The following is a 19840-nucleotide window of genomic DNA, read 5'->3' as shown; positions in this document are numbered from 1 at the left end:
CCGTTCAAATACTCTCAATGATTTCTTTCAATTTCTTGTTAAATCAATTAATGGAAACTACTTCTTCATGTATCATTGTGCTTTGTCGATTATATTATTATTAAATGTTTTGTTCTTAAGGTTCTTTTTTACAACAAGATGATAATACACATAACAAAACACGATAAGTGGTATACCACAATACAAACCGATACGTTGGTCAGGAATAAAGATTAAGCTAATTAAAATAAGTCCATATATCCCAAACCCTAAGATTGGAACAATAGGATATAAGGGCGTTTTAAACTTTAACTCTTTTAGGTCGCCTCCCTGAGCAATAAATTTTCTTCGAAAGAAAAATTGAGAGGCACAAATAGACATCCATACAACAATCGTGACCATTCCAGAGATAGAAATAAGCCATAGATATACGGTTTCTGCAGCTACTACACCCGTAATTAATGAACCACCTGAAATTACTATGGTAGCTAATAATGCATTGATAGGAACCCCATTTTTAGATAACTTCGTTAAGCGTACTGGTCCCATACCACTTCTTGAAAGTGACCACATCATCCTAGATGCAGCATATAAACCTGAATTAGCAACCGATAAGATAGCTGTTAGAATAACAAAGTTCATAATATCTGCTGCGTAAGGAATTCCGATTTTGTCTAATACAGATACAAAAGGACTTTCGAGAACACCAGCTGTTTGATAAGGAAGAATAGCTACTAGTATAAACATAGCTAACACAAAGAAAAATAACGTTCTCCAAACAACGTTACGAATGGAACGCGGAAGGGTTTCACCAGGATTTTCACTTTCTCCTGCAGCTATTCCTACAAGCTCTGTTCCTTGAAATGAAAAATTAACCAATACTAAAGTAAACAGAACGGAGAGGATGCCGTTTGGAAACAAGCCTTCACTTGTCGTGAAATTTGAAAAGAATGGTGCTGGATGATTTCCTTGAAGATCAATTAAGCCAAACACAGCAGCTCCACCTATTGCGATAAACAACACAATTGCCGTTACTTTAATACTTGAAAACCAAAATTCTGTTTCAGCATAGCTTCGTGCGGACAATGCATTTATTGAAAATGTAACGACACCGAAAATTAGACACCACGCCCATATAGGAATATGAGGGAACCACCTTTGCATTAAAAGTCCTGCAGAAGTAAACTCTAAACCTACGGTATTAGCCCAACTAAACCAATACAGCCAGCCAATCATAAAGCCTGTAGACGGGCCTAAGTACCTTGTTGCGTAGGATTGGAATGATCCAGATTCAGGCATGGCAACTGCAAGTTCTCCCATACATAACATAACTAAATACATTAAAAAACCGCCAAGTAAATAGGCTAAAATAGCACCTACTGGTCCAGCCTGACTAATTGTAATACCAGAACCTAGAAATAGACCTGTTCCAATGACCCCACCCAACGCAATCATAAAAAGATGTCTACTTTTCATGGTACGCTGTAATTCATTCTGTTTATTATCTGTGCCCATAAACTCCCCACCTTGTCTTAATCCTTCGTAATCAAGAATAGCTATAACATTAAAATAACCTTATATATTCTTAATTTCACTTTTAGTTCTTAACACATAGAGTGTGTATCTGTTGAAGCTGAATAATAGCTTTTCAATAAATGAATAGTGGTTTGCTGAATAAGCATAGGTAAAACGTTGAATGAATAAGGCTTATATACTCGCTCTGTCCATTTATGTCCATCTTTTCCGTAGACACCCATATTAATAGAAGGAATATTTAGCTCACGTATTTCCTGAAAAGGAATTGTTCCAATAGTATCCCAACCAGGGAAATTACGAGTAAAAGCTTCTATTTCTTGATCAGTCTCGTGTAGTGATAAAAAGCTTCCATCGGCTAAGTATGGGAAAAATTTCTTGAACGAAAAGGTCTCTCCCGTTGTCATTGCTACTGCTTCTACTGCCTGTTTCACTACGCCTAATAACTCTTGATCACGTAGACTATCTTCTTTTAAATAATTATGAGGCAAGTAAGGTGGCGCATAAAAAACAATTACCCTTGCTCGTTGTTGAGGGTCTAATTTTTGTAATTCTTCTATAGCCTTAAAACATCTCATTCGTAACTCAAGATGTTTATATTGTTGAAAGGTTTCTGCTATACATTTAGAAGGGTCAATCCCTTTGTGTGCTAGCTCCTCCATGTAATTTTCCAGACTAATAACTTCAATATTCCATGACAACTCCTTTCTAGGTAAGCTTGTGCGATTTAAAAACTCTTCATAATAATTAGAAAGTTTCTTTTCTACATCCTTACAAGCACTTACTGAAATATCAATTAGCTGATTCATTACCTCTTTAGCTGTTTTTTCATAAATAAAATAATTAAAATATAAATAACTGCTCACAGCTGTCTGAACATTGTAAGCTTCTTTATTATCACGTTGATACAAACAAGATGGAGGTAAAATTAATTCTCCGTCAATATTTTCAGCTAAGCTAATATTATTATGAATTCTTCTCGTCAATTCGGAGGCGATTAAATTTGGGTCTATACCTGCTAATGTATCTCCTACATGTACCTCGCGGCCATAAATATAAAAACAAGGCAGAAGCTTCCCTGCGGCCCCTGTATAAATATAGCGAGTGGAGTCTCCATCATATAAAGGTGTAATAAAATCTGTGTTAATTGCTGCTACATAATTTAAATGTTGCTCCTCTTTTAGAAGCTTTAATTCTGATATAGCAGATAGGATGCCGGCATGCTGGCTTTCTTCGTCAGGATTAGCCATAAATAATATATTGCCAGGTAACTCATCCAGATGTTCAGAAAAATGTAAAACGTTTGCTATATGTACTGCGATACCACTTTGCATATCTACGGATCCTCGTCCAAACATCCATTCACCTGACTGAGCGTCTTCTTGCACCTCTTTATTAAATGTATACGCGGAGAAATAGTCTACTAATTTATCTGAATCTAATGCATTGTCTTTTAAAGGTCCAAAGTCTTCAATACCTACAGTATCTAAGTGTGCATGATAGAGAATAGTTTCTTTTATATCACTTTTTCCTTTTATAAAACAAAAGATATTTTTTCGATTAAGTGGGTCATTGGGAATTATTTGTTCCCATACATAGAAAGGATGCTTTTGAAAATAAGGAAAGCTTAAAAGTGTATCTTTAATAAAAGTAGCTACTTCCACTTCTCCTGATGTTCCATTAATGCTTTTAATCTGAATGAGAGCTTTTGTGATATTTTCTATTCTCTCGTCCATTGACATGTCTTTAATTTGGTTATACATTGTTGTTCCTCCACTCGTAATTAGATAGTTAGTTAAGTCAAAATAACGTAATCTAAATTGAATATGTTATCTTGTTCAGTAAAATTGGGAAATATTTTGAAACAATAAAATACTTTTGTTGTATACATGTAAGTATACAACACTGTTTGTTACTTCTAATGCAAATATTATGCCAATTTAAGATAATCTAAATTTTTATGTTAAAGAGAAGGTATAAATATTAATAAAACAAGAAAAATATATGATGAATATTTCTATTCACTAGAAATATTTAAGTGTAAAACCTGCCAAAAAATTTATTATTTTTTATTTTTTTGGCAGGTTAGCGCAAATTTTTTTGCGTAATATTGACTCTATATAGTAAATTTAGGCACATAAAAACTCCCTTACTTTTATGAGTAAAGGAGCTTTTATAAATGTCGATACTAGCATAATTTAATTACATTGCTTATAATACATTCAAAGTATGTAAAATCCTATATTAATTTTAGTTAATGTGATGTAATTTAAAGGAAATTAAATGCTGAGTAGCCTTATTTGGAGGGCTTTTAGTAGCATATAATTTGCATGTCCTTAACATGTTCATTGGACAACGAATTTGTGGGGCATTGTTTTATAGTTGATTCTCTTCTATAGACTTCTGATATTTTTAATAATTCTTGAATTTAAAAACCGACCTCTGTTTCATTTTGAGAGGTCGGTTTTTAATTAAGTTCGATTATGCTGTTTAAGAAATAGCTTTAAAGATTTGAGTTAACCCCTCATTAATTGGTGTAGCTGGACGTCCAAGAAGTTTTTCAAAATCGTTGCTTTCGATTTCTAGTGTGCCTTCTCGAATCCCTTTCTGGATGTCAACAAGCATAGGAATAAGGAAATCAGGTACGCCAGCACCTTTCATAATATCGGCATAAGTAGCGTCATCAACCAGCTGTACAGACACTTCTTTCCTTAATACACTGCTAAGAGCAGAAGCAAGTTCGTCTTGACTCAATAGCTTACCTGAAAGTTCATAGATTGTATTTTCATGACCATTTCCAGACAGTACTGTAGCAGCAGCCTCTGCATAATCTTGTTGAAGTGCCCAACCTACTTTGCCATTTCCTGCAGAAGTTACCCATGGGGCTCCTGCTAGTACACCTTGAATGCTTGAAATTTCATTCTCCAAGTACCAGTTGTTACGTAAGAAGGAGTAGGAAATACCTGTTTTCAAGATAGCTTCTTCAGTTGCCTGATGCGTTGGAGCAAGGAAGTTTTTACTTTCCTGTGCGTTTACTATGCTAGTATAAGCAATAAATTTAACTCCAGCACGCTCTGCGGCAGCTACTGCATTGGTGTGTTGACGAATTCTTGTTTCATTATCTCCATCCGCAGAAATGAGTAATAAGCGATCGATGCCTTTAAAAGCAGCATCCAATGTTTCTGGACGATCAAAATCACCTTGACGAACGTCTACTCCCTGAACTTGAAGTCCTTCAGCTTTCTCAGGATTTCGGACGCTGACAGCTAGTTGGTTCGCTGGTACAGTTTTCAATAAAGTGTCTACCACTTTTGTTCCTAATTTCCCTGTTGCACCTGTTACTAACATTTTCATGAATAATTCCTCCATTTTTATATTTTTCCGTTATAACCAATTCGGTTACAACTAATGTATAAAATAAGGTCTATTGAAAGAGATTTTATTTATACGGGATAATATAATACTATAGTCTTAACTGTTTTTTTAAAAGTAGTCATTTTTTTATGACATAGTCACAAAAATAGAACCATTAAGAAAGAGAGGCATTTATTATGGCAAGAAATTGGATCGGTGAACCTCCAGAGCAGCATAAAGAAGTTTGTCCTGTTACACAAACACAAGAAATTATTGCTGGAAAATGGAAGATCATTCTTCTATGGCATTTAAGCATAGAAACTAGGAGGTTTAATGAACTTCAAAAACTTCTACCTGATATTTCAAAAGGGATTTTGACACGTCAGTTAAGAGAACTGGAAGAAGATCAAATGGTTCACAGAGAAGTATATAAAGAAGTTCCTCCAAAAGTAGAATACTCGCTAACATCGTTAGGACAAAGTTTCATTCCTATCCTGCATAGTATGGGAGAATGGAGCAAAAAATATTTAAAGAACCAAATTTAAAAAGTTACCTCAGGTCGTCAGGTGAGTTAGCTTACAAAGGAAACTTAATATGAAATTTGTTCCACTATATAGCATAGCGTAAATTCTAAAAAATACTATTTTTATAAGGAATAGCATATGAATAAAAGGTGCACTTTTTATTCATTCTTTCACTAATCGCTTACTGAAAAAACGTTGGTCTATCAAGGATGTATAAAAAGCTGCATACTTCGGAAAAAGAACCCTCGGCGGAACCGTTCTGCGACAAGGGTTCTTTTTTGGTGTGTGTTCCGGAAAGAGACATTATGTTAACTACTTATGTATACTATATACAGGCTGAAAACAGAAAAAAACCTATCTCTTCCCAATCCAAAGAGGTAGGTTTTTTCTGCTCTATTGCTAAAGGATTTTCGTAGATGCCTCACGGCGTCTTGGGTAGTTTGCTTAAACTAATGAATTTTATTCTTAAATAATCAAAAAAAAAGAAAGCTGTCAGGGAGGACAGCTTTCTTTTTCATAAGGTTGCAGTGGAAGACGCCGTTCAGGCATCTTGAGTAGTTTGCTCATCATATAAAATCTTTATTCTAAATAGGCAAGTTACTTAAAACAAAGAAGGTGAATATACTGAAACTGATAAAATCATACAACATTAGTTTTCCCACTCTCATAGGCTATCTCAAAAACCTTTGGATCATTCTAGAAAATCCATTATGTGAAGTAGAAATAGAGTTCATTTTTCTTCCTTATAAAACCGTTCTCCCGTATGACGATTGTAGTATACGCGCAATTTTTTATTTGTCGTTGGATCAACCGTAACTTCATCTGTGTGGATAAATCCATTCGGTATATCCTGGCCATGTCGGTTTCGAAAGCGTTTATCCCAAATAAGCCATGATAATATAGCTAAAATCAAAATACCAACACTCATCACTATATAATAAATAATGATTAAATTCATCATTTTTACATCTCTTCTACAATAACTGCGGTTCCGTATGCCACGATTTCACTCATGTTGTTGCCAATTTCACCAGAATCAAATCGCATCATAATTATTGCATTGGCACCCATCACTTGGGCATTTTTCACCATACGGTCTAACGCATGCTTCCTTGCGTCCTCAAGCATTTCTGTATATTGACTAATTTCGCCCCAATGAGTCCCTTTAATCCAGCAAGAATATCATTACCAATTCCTCTTGCTCGTACAGTTAATCCAAATACAGGACCCTTTACTTCTACTGTTTTATAGTTTGGGACATTTTCAGTTGTAACAATAATCATCAACCATTCCTCCTATCATTCATGCTCCCTGTTCCCTTTTGATAGATCAACATTTTAGATATAATTATAAGTAATTAAATATAATAAACTTTTAGCTCTACTGAACTTACTGCTACAAAAGCTGTTCTTTCTACAGGTTTTTCACTTAATATATTCTCTATTTAAAGAAGGAAAACCCACTGTTCCTAAAACCTATTTAACAATTGGTTGCCCTTCTAACCTTTCATTGTTAGGAAGGTGGAATTAAACGTTGTACTCCATTGTTGTTCTTTCATTCCCATAACCTTCTGTTAGCTTACTCAATAGTATCTTTATGATAAATAAAAAGAACACGTAAAGAAAAAAATATCTACGTACTAGGTATTTTCCACCTTTAGATATCATTACTTGTAGCAACTTCATGCTTTTATTCCGTGTTTGTCAGGATGATTCCTGTAAATAAAGGTATTTCATTTGATACCTCATCTTTTTCTTAATTCGGCAAAGTGCATTATCCACTGTTTTTTGAGGAATATCTAGGTTTTTAGAGATTTGCATATAGGTTAGACCCTCCATATATAGGGTAAACACTTCTTGTTCGATGGCTGATAACATTTCTTGCAGGATGTATTCTCTCTCTTTTTTATTCTCGCTTTCTACAGCCGCCTTTTCCGGACTTACTGCGTAAGGATGAGGAAGTATCTCCATAAGGGTTATGTCGTCTTCTGCTCGTTTTGAATTTCTAGATGTGTTTAAAGAAAGAGCATTATTTAAAGGCGAATGTTTTTGACGATTCCCTGCCTTTATAGCTGTAATAAGCTGACGTGTAATGCATAGATCCGCAAAGCCTCTAAATGAACTCTTCCCTTCTATTCTAAAATCTCGTGCAGCTTTATATAATCCTAACTTTGCCTCCTGTAAGAGATCCTCTCGATCTCCTCCTAATAGGAAGTATACTTTTACCTTCGAACAGACTAAATACTCATATTTCTTTACTAGTAAGTTGAAAGCAACCTCGTCGCCCAGTTGAAACGCTTGAACAATCTCTTCATCACCTAAAATTGTCTCTTCTTCTCTTGGTTTTACGTCAGCTAATATGTTCATTTGCGTTCCTCCTCTTCTCTTATGCTTTCTGTACACTTTATATTATAAAAAAGAGAAGGTATAAAAAATGTCGAAAAAGCAATGAGTAAAAAGAATATGTAGATAGAAAGAAGAGAGACATTACACAAAACCTCATATGTTGCTTTATTTTATATATTCATTATAATTACATCTGACTTACAAACAAATATATAAAAGAGAGAAGTGCCTTTATGCGAAAGCTAAAACCCTCATTTCAAAATCTCATTAATGAAAATAAAAACAAGATTCAACAAGACAAAAGGTTAATGGATCAAATTGATGAACGTATTGACTATCGTCATGAGCATGCCATAAAACAAAGAGACACAAAACATAAAGAATAAAAGCCACCTGTAATTGAAGCTTCAATTATTAATTTTTGTCAAACGATTGAGAAGAAGTTCACGAGCAAATAGTAGTTTTTTGTGCTTTCTATAAAAATTTATGAACTAGACTACTTTTTAAAAGTAATTTCTAATCTTATGAATAAACAGCCCTTCTTTGACACATTTTAACTTTATAAAATGTAAAGGAGCTGCATAAAATGGCCAACAATAAAAATAGCAACACAAATGAACTGTTAGTATATGGTGCTCAACAAGCAATTGACCAAATGAAATATGAAATCGCTAGTGAGTTTGGTGTCAATCTTGGTCCTGATACAACTGCCCGTGCAAATGGATCAGTAGGTGGAGAGATTACAAAACGCCTTGTACAAATGGCGGAACAACAGCTTGGTGGCAATAGTAACCGATAATGTGATTCTTCTAACTAAATGTGTATACAAAGAAGAAATGGGTTTCCATTTCTTCTTTTCTTATTGTTACGCATTTCTCTTCACTCTCACTTATAAAAGAAAATATGTTCCTTTTTCCTGTGTGAAAGTAAAGAAAGTAGAACATGAAGAACAATCAGGTAATTCTCATATATATTGTCATAATCAATAATAATAAAAAAACAGGTTAACCAATATTAACCTGCTTTTCAGACTGATGAGAAACCCTTTAAGTTCTCGTTAGAAAGATTGTATGATTTCGTAGAGGAAGCATCCTCGTTCTCAGGGGGAGAAACTCTCCCTTTGAAGTTAGTGAGATCTATCATATGAAACTAACACCCTATGTTTCTAGAGAGTATTTTCTGCACTAGAATCTCTATTTTGGCAATACTTCAAATGCTAGGAATTGGGTTACTTGATTACCATTGAAATTGTCATCTGAAACTAGAACTAAACTGTCATGTCCATTTGGGAGCTTTGGTCCCCAAGATATCCCTTCAATATTGTCCAGTACCGATAAACCTAATGTTGTCAAATCCAGAACAAGACGCTTTTTCACAGGTTTAAATTTTTGTCCTTGTAATGAATGAATGTTACTAATGTCACTAGCCCCGCGCGTATCTAATTCATAAATACGAATATAATTTTTAAATGTTCCATCCGCACTTTGTACACCAGAACGTTCAATAGTTAGAAGTTTGTGTTTGTTTACAGATAAAATTTCTGATACTCCATTATCTGCATACTTACCAGGACCAGGCTTCGCTGGGATGGCATCAATAGGATATGCATATTGTGCTAATAGCTTTCCCTTACGGTCATATTGTGTAATTCGTGAGAGCGCTCCATTAGTTGTTGTAGGTACAGGCCCATCCTGATATAAAGGGGCTTCCATGGAAACCCATAAGGAATTACCGTCGTTTGCAAAGGTCATTCCTTCAAAGGTTAAATTATCACGTGGTCCAATCTCGTGTTCTGGTATCATGTTAAATTGTTTCGCTAAAGGTAAAGTAGCCAAATATTTCCCTTCCCCATTCGCATGCTTTATGAAAGGATTTAGCCCAAGAGAACGGCTCCCCTCACTTGTATACCAAACACTTCCGTCTTTTGGATCTAGACGTATAGATTCAAAATCTGGTACTTCTCCTCCCTTTATGGCATATTGCGTTTGATTAGGATAGTTTGTACCATTGGCTTGTTTTAAAAAGTCCATTCCTGTCAGTGTAACCGAATTAAAATTCTTATTATCATAGTTCAATTGAGCTGTATAAAAACGAGCAGGACTGTTATCCGATTTGTCATCACTTATCATCATCCATGTACCTTGCTTAGCGTTATAGGAAAGTCCTGATAGCCCTCCTACAACAGTACCTTGAAATTCTTTCTTAAAAGGGATCCTTTGCTCCCCAATCATTTTTAGGATTCCAATATTATGTGTTTCTTTTATATTGTATTCCCACTTTTTATTTTGGAACGGTTGACCAGCTTTTTCTTTATTATTTTTAGCTGCATCCGCAGGAGTAGATATAGCTAAAAAGGAACCTAATGCCATAATACTCAAGACTTTAAAGCAATTGCCTGATTTTTGCTTATTCATAATAACCTCCCGAATTTTTAAAATGAGATGAGACACATATAATACGTTAGCAATCAGACGTGAATTTTTGTTTAAAGGAACATTAATCCATTGTAAAGTTAGTTTGAGTAAGGATGTATCTCGTGATACATCCTTAGAATACAGCCTCATTTGACTATAGAAATAATTAAAGAATTGTTTACCTCTGATGATGTACAAACCCTAATTCTTTATAAAAGTTTGTGCTGCGAATATTTCTCTCGACTTCATTACAGCCTCGCATAGATAGTTCATCTATGGCTGCTTTTATTAATTCTTTAGAATAACCTTTTCCTCGATACTTAGGTAGAACATATACCTCATAAATAAAACCAATATTTTGCTTTTTGAAGTAATCCCTACTGATATCTATTAATATCCAACCTTTTAAACAGCTCTTTTCTTTCAATATAAGGTAATATCCCCCACGATCTAAAGTTGTTCGAATGATGTATTCTACTTGTCTCTGAAAAGGTTTATAAGTGTAAGCAGTCGCTTCTTGAACCGCATCTACAGCATTACTTATAATCTCTTCTAAATCATTTTCATTAGCTTTAGTAATCATATGCTCACCTCTACCTTTATTAGCTTTTTATAAAATTAGGATTCTCTATACTTATGCAGATGCATATAAACAATAAATTAAATCAACTATGCATCCTTAATGATATGAAAGAATTAATTACTCTAACTTATTTAGTGGTGAAAATTAAATACATATCTAAATTACTTATGTATTCAATGAGAGATCGGAGAAAAGAAATGTGGATTGAATGATAATCATAGATTATAAGATATTCTGAAAAGATTAAAACGAATAAAATGGTAATCAAGCTTTTAATGAGAGGAAATTGCCTGAATTGGGGGTTTAAAAGAAACTTACTGACTGTATATATAAACATCGCTATAAAATACACCATCATGATTTGCGATCCATAAAGGGGGAGATGCCAAACTAATATATACACAATAAGTACCATTAATAAAAGAAACGAAAGTTCAATTCCATTAAAAAAGTCATCCATTTTATAACACCTTTTCTATATTAATTCATAACCAATCCCCTTAGAAAGTACAAATTTACAATAAATTTACATGTTATTTACACATTCTTTACAATATTGTATACAATTTCACATTATATTTCTAGATATTTTCGCCTTTTTGTCATACAAATTTATAATTTGTACATATATGTGAATTTTTAGTAGGGTGTAAAAGGAGAAAAAATAAAAGGATTACGATTAGAGAATCGCAATCCTTTTTTGACTAAAGGGGCTATAAAGTTATAAAATCATTAATTTACGTAAGCTACCTAACGAGGCACTACCTATTTTAACTAACTTGTGCTTAAATTCATTTACTGATCGATTATTCATTTCCTTAGAGTTCTTTGCTGTATAAGCCATTTTACAAAGTAATTCTTGACTGTTAACTACCTCTGTTTCACCCCCTCGCTCCACGTAATGATACTGTCCCTGTGAATCTTGTTCACGAGCCTTTGAATTATCTTTTAGCATGAGATCTAGCCACGTATAAATTCGTTTCTTTAAATGATCTTTTAAAATAGGGAAGAGAATTTCTACTCGATTTTCCATATTCCGTGTCATGAGATCCGCAGATGATAAAAATACTTTTTGTTCTCCGTTATGGTGAAAACAGTAGATTCGCGTATGCTCTAAGAATGTCCCTACAATACTTCGGACTTTGATATTTTCACTAACCCCTTTGATTCCTGGACGTAAGCAACAAACTCCACGTATGATAAGATCAACTTTCACCCCTGCATTTGATGCCTCATAAAGTTTTATGATAATTTTTTTATCTGTTAGGGAATTCATTTTAGCAATAATATAACCATTTCCATATTGATGATGATAAGCAATTTCTTCATTGATTAAGTCTAAAAATGTATCTCTTATGTCAAATGGAGAAACCGATAAATGATGATACTCTGGTTTCTCCGTATAGCCACTTAAGTAATTAAAAAAGTTGGTTGCATCAATTCCTATCTGTTCGTCTGATGTAATTAAACCTAAATCTGTGTAAACCCTTGCCGTAGCATCATTGTAATTACCTGTTCCTAGATGGACAAATCGTTGAATTACCCCTTTTTTTTGGCGCAGAACCAAGGTGATTTTACTATGCGTTTTTAAACCGGTCATTCCATATAGTACATGGCACCCTGCTTTTTCTAATTCCTTGGCCCATTGTACGTTATTTTCTTCATCAAACCTTGCCTTAAGTTCTACAAGAACCGTTACCTGTTTTCCCTTTTCTGCAGCTCGTTCCAGACTTTTAATAATAGGAGAATCTCCACTTACCCGGTAAAGAGTTTGTTTGATAGCTAATACGTCTGGATCATCTGCAGCCTGTGAAATAAAATTAACGACAGGTTCAAAGGACTCGTACGGATGATGAAGTAAAACATCTTCGTTAAGTACTTTTTCAAAAATATCTTTCTCACCTTCTAAGTCTTGAGGGGGTTGAGGGATAAATGAAGGGGCAACTAAATGTTCATGAGTCGATTGAATAGACTTATAGAATGAAAAAAGAAACGTCAAATCAAGAGGTGCCTGAATGTAATAAATATCTTTATCATGGATTTCTAGTTCGTCTTTTAAGTAATTAACCATTTGCTGATCGTGGCAGTGCTTTTGTACTTCTAATCTTACAGCAGCTCCCCATTTACGTTTCTTTAGTTCCTCTTCTATTTCTTTTAGAAGATCTTCTGCTTCATCTTCGTGGATGGTTAAGTCTGCATTACGCGTAATACGGAAAGGCGTTACAGATTTAACCTGATAGCCTTTAAATAATTTGTGAATAAATTGGGTGATAACTTGTTCTATTAAAACAAAGGTTCTCGTTCCCTCATCTCCAGGCAACTCGATATAACGATTTAGTCCTGCAGGAACTTGTACAATTGCTAACTTTTCAATCTTAGACGCTGTATCGCCTGTGCTCTCTTGCATCTTCTCTTCAATCCGAATGGCAAGATTCAAAGATTTATTTAAGAGCATAGGAAAAGGCCGGTAGGCATCAATAGCCATAGGAGTTAAAGTAGGAAAAATCTGCTTATCAAAGTAGGCTTCTAAAAAAGATAATGCTGTAGAGGTTATTTTTGTAATTGATACAAATTTCACATGTTCCTTCGCTAATATAGGGGCTAATTCATATATGTATACGTCATCTTGCTTGTCTACAAGAGTATGCGTTATCTCAGAGATAGCATTTAGTTGCTCTTTGGGTGTTAACCCAGCCTTGTTTTCAGGTAGATTAAATCCAGCTTTTACTTGATCCAGTAAACCAGCTACACGGACCATAAAAAACTCATCTAAATTCGAGCTGAAAATAGATAAAAATTTATATCGTTCTAATAAAGCGTTTCGCTCATCCATTGCTTCTTCTAATACACGTTTATTAAAATCCAGCCAACTTAGTTCGCGGTTATTATAAAAAGAAGGACTCTCTAAATCCATTAATTTGTTGTCTGTACTTGATGTTTCCATGATATAAACCTCTCCCTTATCCAAGTATCATTATGTGTATATTTAGAAAATAACACCATTATATGAATATAAAGTGATTTTTTTGTAAAGATAATGTAAATTTGTAAATTATAATTACAATTAATGGATAAGTGTTACTTCTGTTAACAATTGTTCAGTTCATGTATTATTGTAAATTTTATGTTAATAATATGTGTATTTTAACAATTAGACGGTGTCTTTGATTATCCTTAATAACAATAAAAAATGCGGGGTGAAGTGGTTATATGAAACGAGAGAGGGTATTATATAACGAAACGGAATACATTGTTTTATTTAAATATTCTTCAGGTTATTGGGAAGTAAGAGATGCCCAAAAAGAACGTTACTATAAAGTGGAACTGGTTCATCACTCTCAGTTAAAAGACTATACCAAATAGAATATTCACATTTCACATGCAAGATACACATAAACTTCTAATGAAAAGAGTGATAGATAAATTGAAAAGAAAAGTTGGAATTATCGACATTGGTTCTAATACGACAAGACTAGTTATATATGTACAGCCACAGAAGGGGGTACCTTTCAAAGAGGTAGAAAATATAAAAATGGGTGTGCGTTTACGAACGTATTTAAATGATGAAAAAATAGTAAGTGATGAAGGAATTTCTTTATTAATAGACACTCTTCATAGTTTCCAGTCACTGCTTCATCATTATAAAGTGACAGATATAACTTGCGTAGCTACTGCAACCATTCGTCAGGCAAAAAATAAGGAAGAGATCTTGCATATCGTTCAAGAGAAGACAGGCTTTAGTCTCACACTTTTAAACGAATATGAAGAAGCTTTTTATGGTTATACAGCTGTTACTCATTCTACTGATATAAAAGAAGGAATCACGGTTGACATGGGGGGAGGAAGTACAGAAATAACCTATTTCCACAATCGTGAACTAATTGAATATTGCAGCCTTCCATTTGGATCTTTGTCTTTAACACTTGATTTTGTGAAGGGTTCGGTTCCTAATGATGAGGAGAAAAAACAACTTCGTCAATATGTACGAGCGCAACTTGAAGGATTTCCATGGATTTTTAATAAAACGGCCCCTCTTATTGGAATGGGAGGAAGTGCACGAAATCTTGCACAACTTCATCAACACTTAATTAATTATCCTCTATCCGGTATCCATCAATATGAAATGAATGTATTAACTATTCAAGAAATAAAAGAAAAACTTCAATCGTTAACATTGACTGAATTGCAAAAGTTAGAAGGTCTGTCTAAGGAGCGTGCTGACACGATATTACCCTCTATAGAAGTATTTGATATATTACTGAATTCATCTAAAGCGACCCAATTTATCATAAGCAAAAAAGGGTTAAGAGAAGGAATTCTATACAACAAAATCGACAAACAAGATGATAGCTCCACATCCTTAGTAGACATAGGTATTGAAGAAATTATTTATGATTTCCATATCAATATCGATAATAGTAGACAAATGTTCAAAATAGCGAATGTCATCGTGGAACAAGTTAATAAAATAAACAAGATGGAAGGGTACATAACGAAACAAGATAGAATGTTGTTAGAGCAAGCAGCAAGTATTTTCCACCTAGGAAAATACTTGAACGAAGAATCCAGTAGCCATCATACTTTCTATTTACTTTCTAATCGATCAATTTTAGGTTTATCTCATCGAGAGCGTGTGAAACTCGCTCTTGTAGCTTCGTATAAAGGAAAGAGAACCTTTCGCCAATATATAGAGCCTTTTAAAGATTGGTACACAAAAGAAGAACAAAAAAAGATGTGTTTACTAGGTTCTATCTTAAAAGTAGCTCAGAGCTTAAACATCACTAAACGTAATGTGGTTGATGATATAAAAATTTCCTCTAAAAATGATGGTTGGGTCATGGAGATACGATGTCATGGTGATTATAAGCCTGAAGAGCATCGAATGGAAAAGCAAAAAAAACACCTAGAAAAAGCATTAAAAATTTCCTTAACTCCTAATTTCAATCGATAATTTTGCTATAGTATTCTAAATAAACCTCCACCTAAACCAGTGGAGGTTACATAATTCTACGGAAAGTATGGTTATAAATAATAAAAAATGTTTATTTTACGGTAACCAAATCAGTTAACAAAGCTAGTTCTACTTGATAAGAGTTACTAATTTTACGAATTTCACAATAACCAGAATTATAAACATGAATAACTTTAAAGCGTTTGTTCATATACAAAACCTCTGTGTCATCTTTACGAATTGTCATAACTATCCTTAAACCTCCTATGTTTTTTCATCTTATCATCCTAGTAAAAAACGCTTAAATATAGGTTAACTACTCATGATGACTTAAAAACATTACAAAGAGCAAAGGATTCCAAATGGTTTGGCGACAAAATAGAAATTCACCCCTGTGATTATTGTATAATTCAGGAAGCGTTTTCGCCAAGGATAAATTATAAATTTACACAATATTGATTTATAGTTAACATAAGGACAATACTAGGCGCAAATATAATGATTAATACCTTTATTCAAAATAAGTTACACCTATTACATTCTCTGTAGAAAAATCTCGTATTTTGCTTCTTATCATATACCAATCTATCTTCTACTCTCCTTTTAAGAAATTTTCATATCAACTATAATTCGACAGAAAATCTATAAGTATTCAATGTTAATATATTTTTAACAAGATGAATTCCATAAAAAAATACAAAGTTAACTTACTTTATATAAAAAAGCAAATGAATAAACTCAATTATAAAAATTAAAGTTTCACCATTTACTCTAGATGACGACAAATAAGAAGTTTTTCTACAAAGTATATAAATAATAAAACTATTTTTAATAGAGTACGTTTGATATTACTTAATGATATAGTAGAAAGTGGATCTATACATAAATAACTTTATGTAAACAAAATTTATATGAATATTTATTTTGATATGAACCATGTACAGTACGTTACTTATCATTTCCTTATTTTTTTGTTTAACATTGGATGAATAGGGTAAATTTTCTAAGGATCATCTAAAAATGAGGAGGAGATAGAATGAAAAAAGCGAAACAAGCTGCTGTGGCTTCTGCATTAAGGCTAGCTGTGTTAGCGACACCCCTAACTCTACCGTCTTTAGGAGATGATACTGGTTCGGCACAAGCAGCAGAGGTTGGAGGAGAAGTCACCGTTGATCCCGTAGCGATTGGGCAGGCTATTGATGACGCAAAAAAATCAGCTGATAACCGAAGTGGGTTCGTCAAGGGAGCGATGGAAAAAGCATTCTTTGAATCGGGTCAGCAATATAATGTAATGGTGATGAATTTGAGTCAAGGTTATAATTCAGATCAATTACAAGGTGTACAATACTTTGATACCGTAGATTACGATGGTATTACGTATGGAGTCTGGATATTTGAAGAAGGAACATTTATTAATGAAGGTGATGGAGGCTATGATAACTGGGCCTTTAGAGGATGGTTTGAACGCACAGGAGATGACGAGAAAACCGTCAATTTTCATAGACCTTAATTTAATATAAAGATGAAGATAGTAAAAGAATCTATTAGAGCAAATAATAAGAAGAGCCTTCACCTTGATGGTAAAGGATCTTCTTGTTAAATAAGTTTTTACCATGTAATATCACAAACATGATTGTTTTTGTGACGGGTGCCTGGGGCTGTAGAAGTCACTACTATACGAGTAATAATTGCATTGAATGGTATCTATACTATTTTTACAAATACTAAATAGATGATAGTATAAAGAATCATAAGCTAAATCTAATATAGAAGAGGTGATGAAAATTATAACAAAAGGTGTAACTCAATCTACGCTCGCAAAAGAATTCGTTGCTTTACCTACGCCCTGTAATGATGTTGTCTACTATCCTGCTAAGTTGGCTGACTTAGCAACTGAAGAAAGCTACACAGTTTTCCAAACTCTTAGTCAAAAAAGTGGCCTAGCTTATCTCGCTGTTACCCAGCCTGGTACAGCTAAGATTGTACTAGCAGGATCTAAAGATTTCATAAATGAAGTATATCAAGCCATTCCTTGGTCTCATTATGAAATAGCAGATGAAGATAACAAGTTCGATTACAAAGAATCCCTTTCATTGCAAGTTTTAGAAGATTATATTCTTCATCTTAAAGAACAATAATACATCTTATAGATACAATTCATGATTAGCCTAAAAGACTCTCTAATGAATTAGAGAGTCTTAGGCTAATTAAGTAAAGAGCGATATATGGCAGATCCTGTTATTAAATAAACAATCACTGTAAAGGTGATTTGAATTCACTATGATAGTGTAAGCGAATAACCTCACGTAACAGTTCGATTTGCTGATATATGCTTTCTTTCGTTAACGAATCTGTACAAGTAGGATAGTCTTTAGTTAAATTTGAAAGTTCCCTTGTAAATAAGAGCACTTCATATTCATCTAGCATAACCAGTCCTCTTTTCTCATAAGCAGTTTATAACAATACAATATATTTTATATATACCCTTAGGAAAAAATGACTAACTATTATTTCTTATCCAAATTACTACAAGTATTTCACTGGAAAAGTAGTAGGATAGATATAATTAAGTCCACTGAAAATGTAGAGGTGAAGTTTGTATGTATTGGGGGGGACTATATCTATCATCTTTTAGCTCTTAGTGGAGGTGTACTAGTAGGTGGAGTTATAGTTTGGGCCACTACGAAAATTTTGAAGACTAAAAAATATAGAGATAATTGAAATGGATAACACAATAAAAACTACCTCGATATAGAACGCTCCAGCAAGCGAGGTAGTTTTTATCAGGATTGACAATTATAAAGTACCAAAGTATAACCGCAAGTAAATCGTAACATGTTTTTCTCCTAAAGACTATTTTTTGCCATACAAACATATTATAAAGGGTGCACTTCTTATACATGGATTTTTCATACACCTATGAAGAGGACGTTAGTATACTAAAAATGTATAACAAGTTGCATACTCCGGAAAAAGAATCCTTAGTAGAACCGGTCAGTCCCTGTTCTACTTTAAGGGTTCTTTTTTGCACAGGAATAAATTAGAGTGACAACGAAATTAAATATAAAGACAACCTAACGCTTTAAAAGTAAATCTTGAAGTCATTTATTTCATTGTACTCGAGACCGTCAATAATTTTGTATAAATAAGAATGTGCCTCAATATAAAGAGATAATTAGTTATTAACCAATCAATAGGGTATGCCTAAATGATAGTTGAGGAGAGGGTTGATTTTACTGTATAATTTAACTATCATATAGACTTGTCTTTTAATTATTGATTTTGAGGAGGTTTTTTATGATTTTTGGGTATGCACGTGTTTCAGCCTTTGATCAACTTTTAGATTCGCAGATTGAACAATTGAGAGAGGCAAACGTCGATCGAATTGTACAAGAAAAAGTATCTGGTATTCACCATCAAAAAGAAGAATTAACACAATTGCTTGATCAATTAGTAAAAGGTGACACGTTGATGGTGACAAGAATGGATCGTCTAGGAAGAAATACGAAACAATTATTGGAACTTATTGAAGAATTAGAGGCACGAGGTATTCATTTAGTGATTTTAAATTTAGGTATCGATACACGAACACCTTCAGGAAAATTCATCTTAACAGTTATGTCAGCATTTAGTGAGCTTGATTGGACAATGATTAAAGAAAAGCAACAAGCTGGAATTGCCATTGCAAAAAGAAAAGGTATATATAAAGGAAAGAAACAGAAATTTACGTTAAAGCATGATGGAGTAAGGCATGCTATCGAACTACATGAAACCACTAATAAGCCTGTAAAGGAAATCTGTAAAATCACAAATATAAGTGAAGCTACTTTTTATCGTCGGTGGAGAGAATATCAGAAACTAAAAAATGCGGTGTCTACGGGAGAATAGTAGAAAGAATTTTATTTTTCACTACATAAACAGCTATCTATAGTCGATTAAAGTAAAGAGGATTAACTATTTAGTTGTAATATAGTGGATGGTCACTATAAAATAGAGTATTAAGCTTAAAACAAACGGTAAATGATAAAAAGTATTTATGTAAGACCTGCGGTAGTATGTCAACTGAAAAATGAAAGAACGTAAAGTTATCAAAGGGCAATTTACTTAAAAAAAGCATCACGAAACTAGACCAGTAACGAATGTTATTTACTGGAAAA

General features: G+C 33.6%; 18 protein-coding genes and 1 pseudogene. 8 read left to right on the top strand and 11 right to left on the bottom strand.

Translation table 11 applies throughout. The annotated features are described in order from the left end of the window. Positions 1–72: 72 nt before the first annotated feature. From OK414_RS28895 to OK414_RS28885, 3 genes are all read right to left on the bottom strand, one after another. A complete protein-coding gene (locus OK414_RS28895; RefSeq protein ID WP_263046163.1) occupies positions 73–1494 on the bottom strand; it encodes an amino acid permease in 1422 nt (473 codons plus the stop codon). A gap of 89 nt (positions 1495–1583) precedes the next feature. Continuing rightward, positions 1584–3275, bottom strand: coding sequence for a M20/M25/M40 family metallo-hydrolase (locus OK414_RS28890; RefSeq protein WP_263046164.1), 1692 nt, complete (start codon positions 3273–3275; stop codon positions 1584–1586). A 727-nt stretch (positions 3276–4002) separates the two neighbouring features. Continuing rightward, positions 4003–4866: an SDR family oxidoreductase gene (locus OK414_RS28885; RefSeq protein ID WP_263046165.1), complete on the bottom strand. Its 864-nt coding sequence runs from the start codon at positions 4864–4866 to the stop codon at positions 4003–4005. Positions 4867–5063: 197 nt separating this feature from the next. On the opposite strand from OK414_RS28885, the gene OK414_RS28880 reads away from it, so the two are divergent. Continuing rightward, positions 5064–5411: a winged helix-turn-helix transcriptional regulator gene (locus tag OK414_RS28880; RefSeq protein WP_263046166.1), complete on the top strand. Its 348-nt coding sequence runs from the start codon at positions 5064–5066 to the stop codon at positions 5409–5411. 709 nt (positions 5412–6120) lie between these two features. Here OK414_RS28880 and OK414_RS28875 read toward each other — a convergent pair. The 3 genes and pseudogenes from OK414_RS28875 to OK414_RS28865 form a co-directional block, all read right to left on the bottom strand. Next, on the bottom strand, positions 6121–6351 hold the full coding sequence (locus OK414_RS28875; protein WP_263046167.1) for a hypothetical protein: 231 nt from the start codon (positions 6349–6351) through the stop codon (positions 6121–6123). Positions 6352–6353: 2 nt separating this feature from the next. Beyond that, a pseudogene (locus OK414_RS28870) lies at positions 6354–6673 on the bottom strand (YbjQ family protein). A 420-nt stretch (positions 6674–7093) separates the two neighbouring features. Continuing rightward, on the bottom strand, positions 7094–7756 hold the full coding sequence (locus tag OK414_RS28865; protein WP_263046168.1) for a sigma-70 family RNA polymerase sigma factor: 663 nt from the start codon (positions 7754–7756) through the stop codon (positions 7094–7096). Positions 7757–7968: 212 nt separating this feature from the next. Here OK414_RS28865 and OK414_RS28860 point away from each other — a divergent pair, with 212 nt between their 5' ends. Both OK414_RS28860 and OK414_RS28855 read left to right on the top strand, forming a co-directional pair. Then, positions 7969–8121, top strand: a complete 153-nt coding sequence (locus tag OK414_RS28860) for an FbpB family small basic protein (RefSeq protein WP_263046169.1) — start codon at positions 7969–7971, stop codon at positions 8119–8121. Positions 8122–8321: 200 nt separating this feature from the next. Further along, a complete protein-coding gene (locus OK414_RS28855; protein WP_209151433.1) occupies positions 8322–8534 on the top strand; it encodes an alpha/beta-type small acid-soluble spore protein in 213 nt (70 codons plus the stop codon). A gap of 394 nt (positions 8535–8928) precedes the next feature. Here OK414_RS28855 and OK414_RS28850 read toward each other — a convergent pair whose 3' ends face one another. From OK414_RS28850 to OK414_RS28840, 3 genes are all read right to left on the bottom strand, one after another. Beyond that, positions 8929–10149, bottom strand: coding sequence for an esterase-like activity of phytase family protein (locus tag OK414_RS28850; protein WP_263046170.1), 1221 nt, complete (start codon positions 10147–10149; stop codon positions 8929–8931). Positions 10150–10327: 178 nt separating this feature from the next. Beyond that, on the bottom strand, positions 10328–10732 hold the full coding sequence (locus OK414_RS28845) for a GNAT family N-acetyltransferase (protein ID WP_263046171.1): 405 nt from the start codon (positions 10730–10732) through the stop codon (positions 10328–10330). Positions 10733–11453: 721 nt separating this feature from the next. After that, positions 11454–13676 (bottom strand): RNA degradosome polyphosphate kinase, encoded by a 2223-nt coding sequence (locus tag OK414_RS28840; protein WP_263046172.1) that lies wholly within the window; start codon positions 13674–13676, stop codon positions 11454–11456. Positions 13677–13942: 266 nt separating this feature from the next. On the opposite strand from OK414_RS28840, the gene OK414_RS28835 reads away from it, so the two are divergent. Further along, positions 13943–14095, top strand: coding sequence for a hypothetical protein (locus OK414_RS28835; RefSeq protein ID WP_263046173.1), 153 nt, complete (start codon positions 13943–13945; stop codon positions 14093–14095). Between the two features lie 61 nt (positions 14096–14156). Beyond that, positions 14157–15683 carry a Ppx/GppA family phosphatase gene (locus OK414_RS28830; RefSeq protein WP_263046174.1) on the top strand — a complete coding sequence of 509 codons (1527 nt, stop codon included), beginning with the start codon at positions 14157–14159 and terminating at the stop codon, positions 15681–15683. 91 nt (positions 15684–15774) lie between these two features. Here OK414_RS28830 and OK414_RS28825 read toward each other — a convergent pair whose 3' ends face one another. Continuing rightward, positions 15775–15930 carry a hypothetical protein gene (locus OK414_RS28825; protein ID WP_263046175.1) on the bottom strand — a complete coding sequence of 52 codons (156 nt, stop codon included), beginning with the start codon at positions 15928–15930 and terminating at the stop codon, positions 15775–15777. Between the two features lie 789 nt (positions 15931–16719). Between OK414_RS28825 and OK414_RS28820 the strand changes: the two genes are divergently transcribed. Then, positions 16720–17193 carry a stress protein gene (locus OK414_RS28820; protein ID WP_205664437.1) on the top strand — a complete coding sequence of 158 codons (474 nt, stop codon included), beginning with the start codon at positions 16720–16722 and terminating at the stop codon, positions 17191–17193. Between the two features lie 268 nt (positions 17194–17461). Further along, entirely contained in the window at positions 17462–17821 is a 360-nt protein-coding gene (locus OK414_RS28815) for a hypothetical protein (protein WP_263046176.1), read from the top strand. A 115-nt stretch (positions 17822–17936) separates the two neighbouring features. Here the strand turns inward: OK414_RS28815 and OK414_RS28810 are convergent, their stop codons facing one another. After that, positions 17937–18110 carry a hypothetical protein gene (locus OK414_RS28810; protein WP_205664438.1) on the bottom strand — a complete coding sequence of 58 codons (174 nt, stop codon included), beginning with the start codon at positions 18108–18110 and terminating at the stop codon, positions 17937–17939. Between the two features lie 870 nt (positions 18111–18980). On the opposite strand from OK414_RS28810, the gene OK414_RS28805 reads away from it, so the two are divergent. Beyond that, positions 18981–19571 carry a recombinase family protein gene (locus OK414_RS28805; RefSeq protein ID WP_205664439.1) on the top strand — a complete coding sequence of 197 codons (591 nt, stop codon included), beginning with the start codon at positions 18981–18983 and terminating at the stop codon, positions 19569–19571. The last annotated feature ends 269 nt before the right edge of the window (positions 19572–19840 follow it).

The organism is Priestia sp. JV24, from assembly GCF_025910025.1.
Taxonomy (GTDB): Bacteria; Bacillota; Bacilli; order Bacillales; family Bacillaceae_H; genus Priestia; species Priestia megaterium.
The sequence above is the reverse complement of the archived record's forward strand: the minus strand, read 5'-3'. Positions and strand labels throughout refer to the sequence as shown.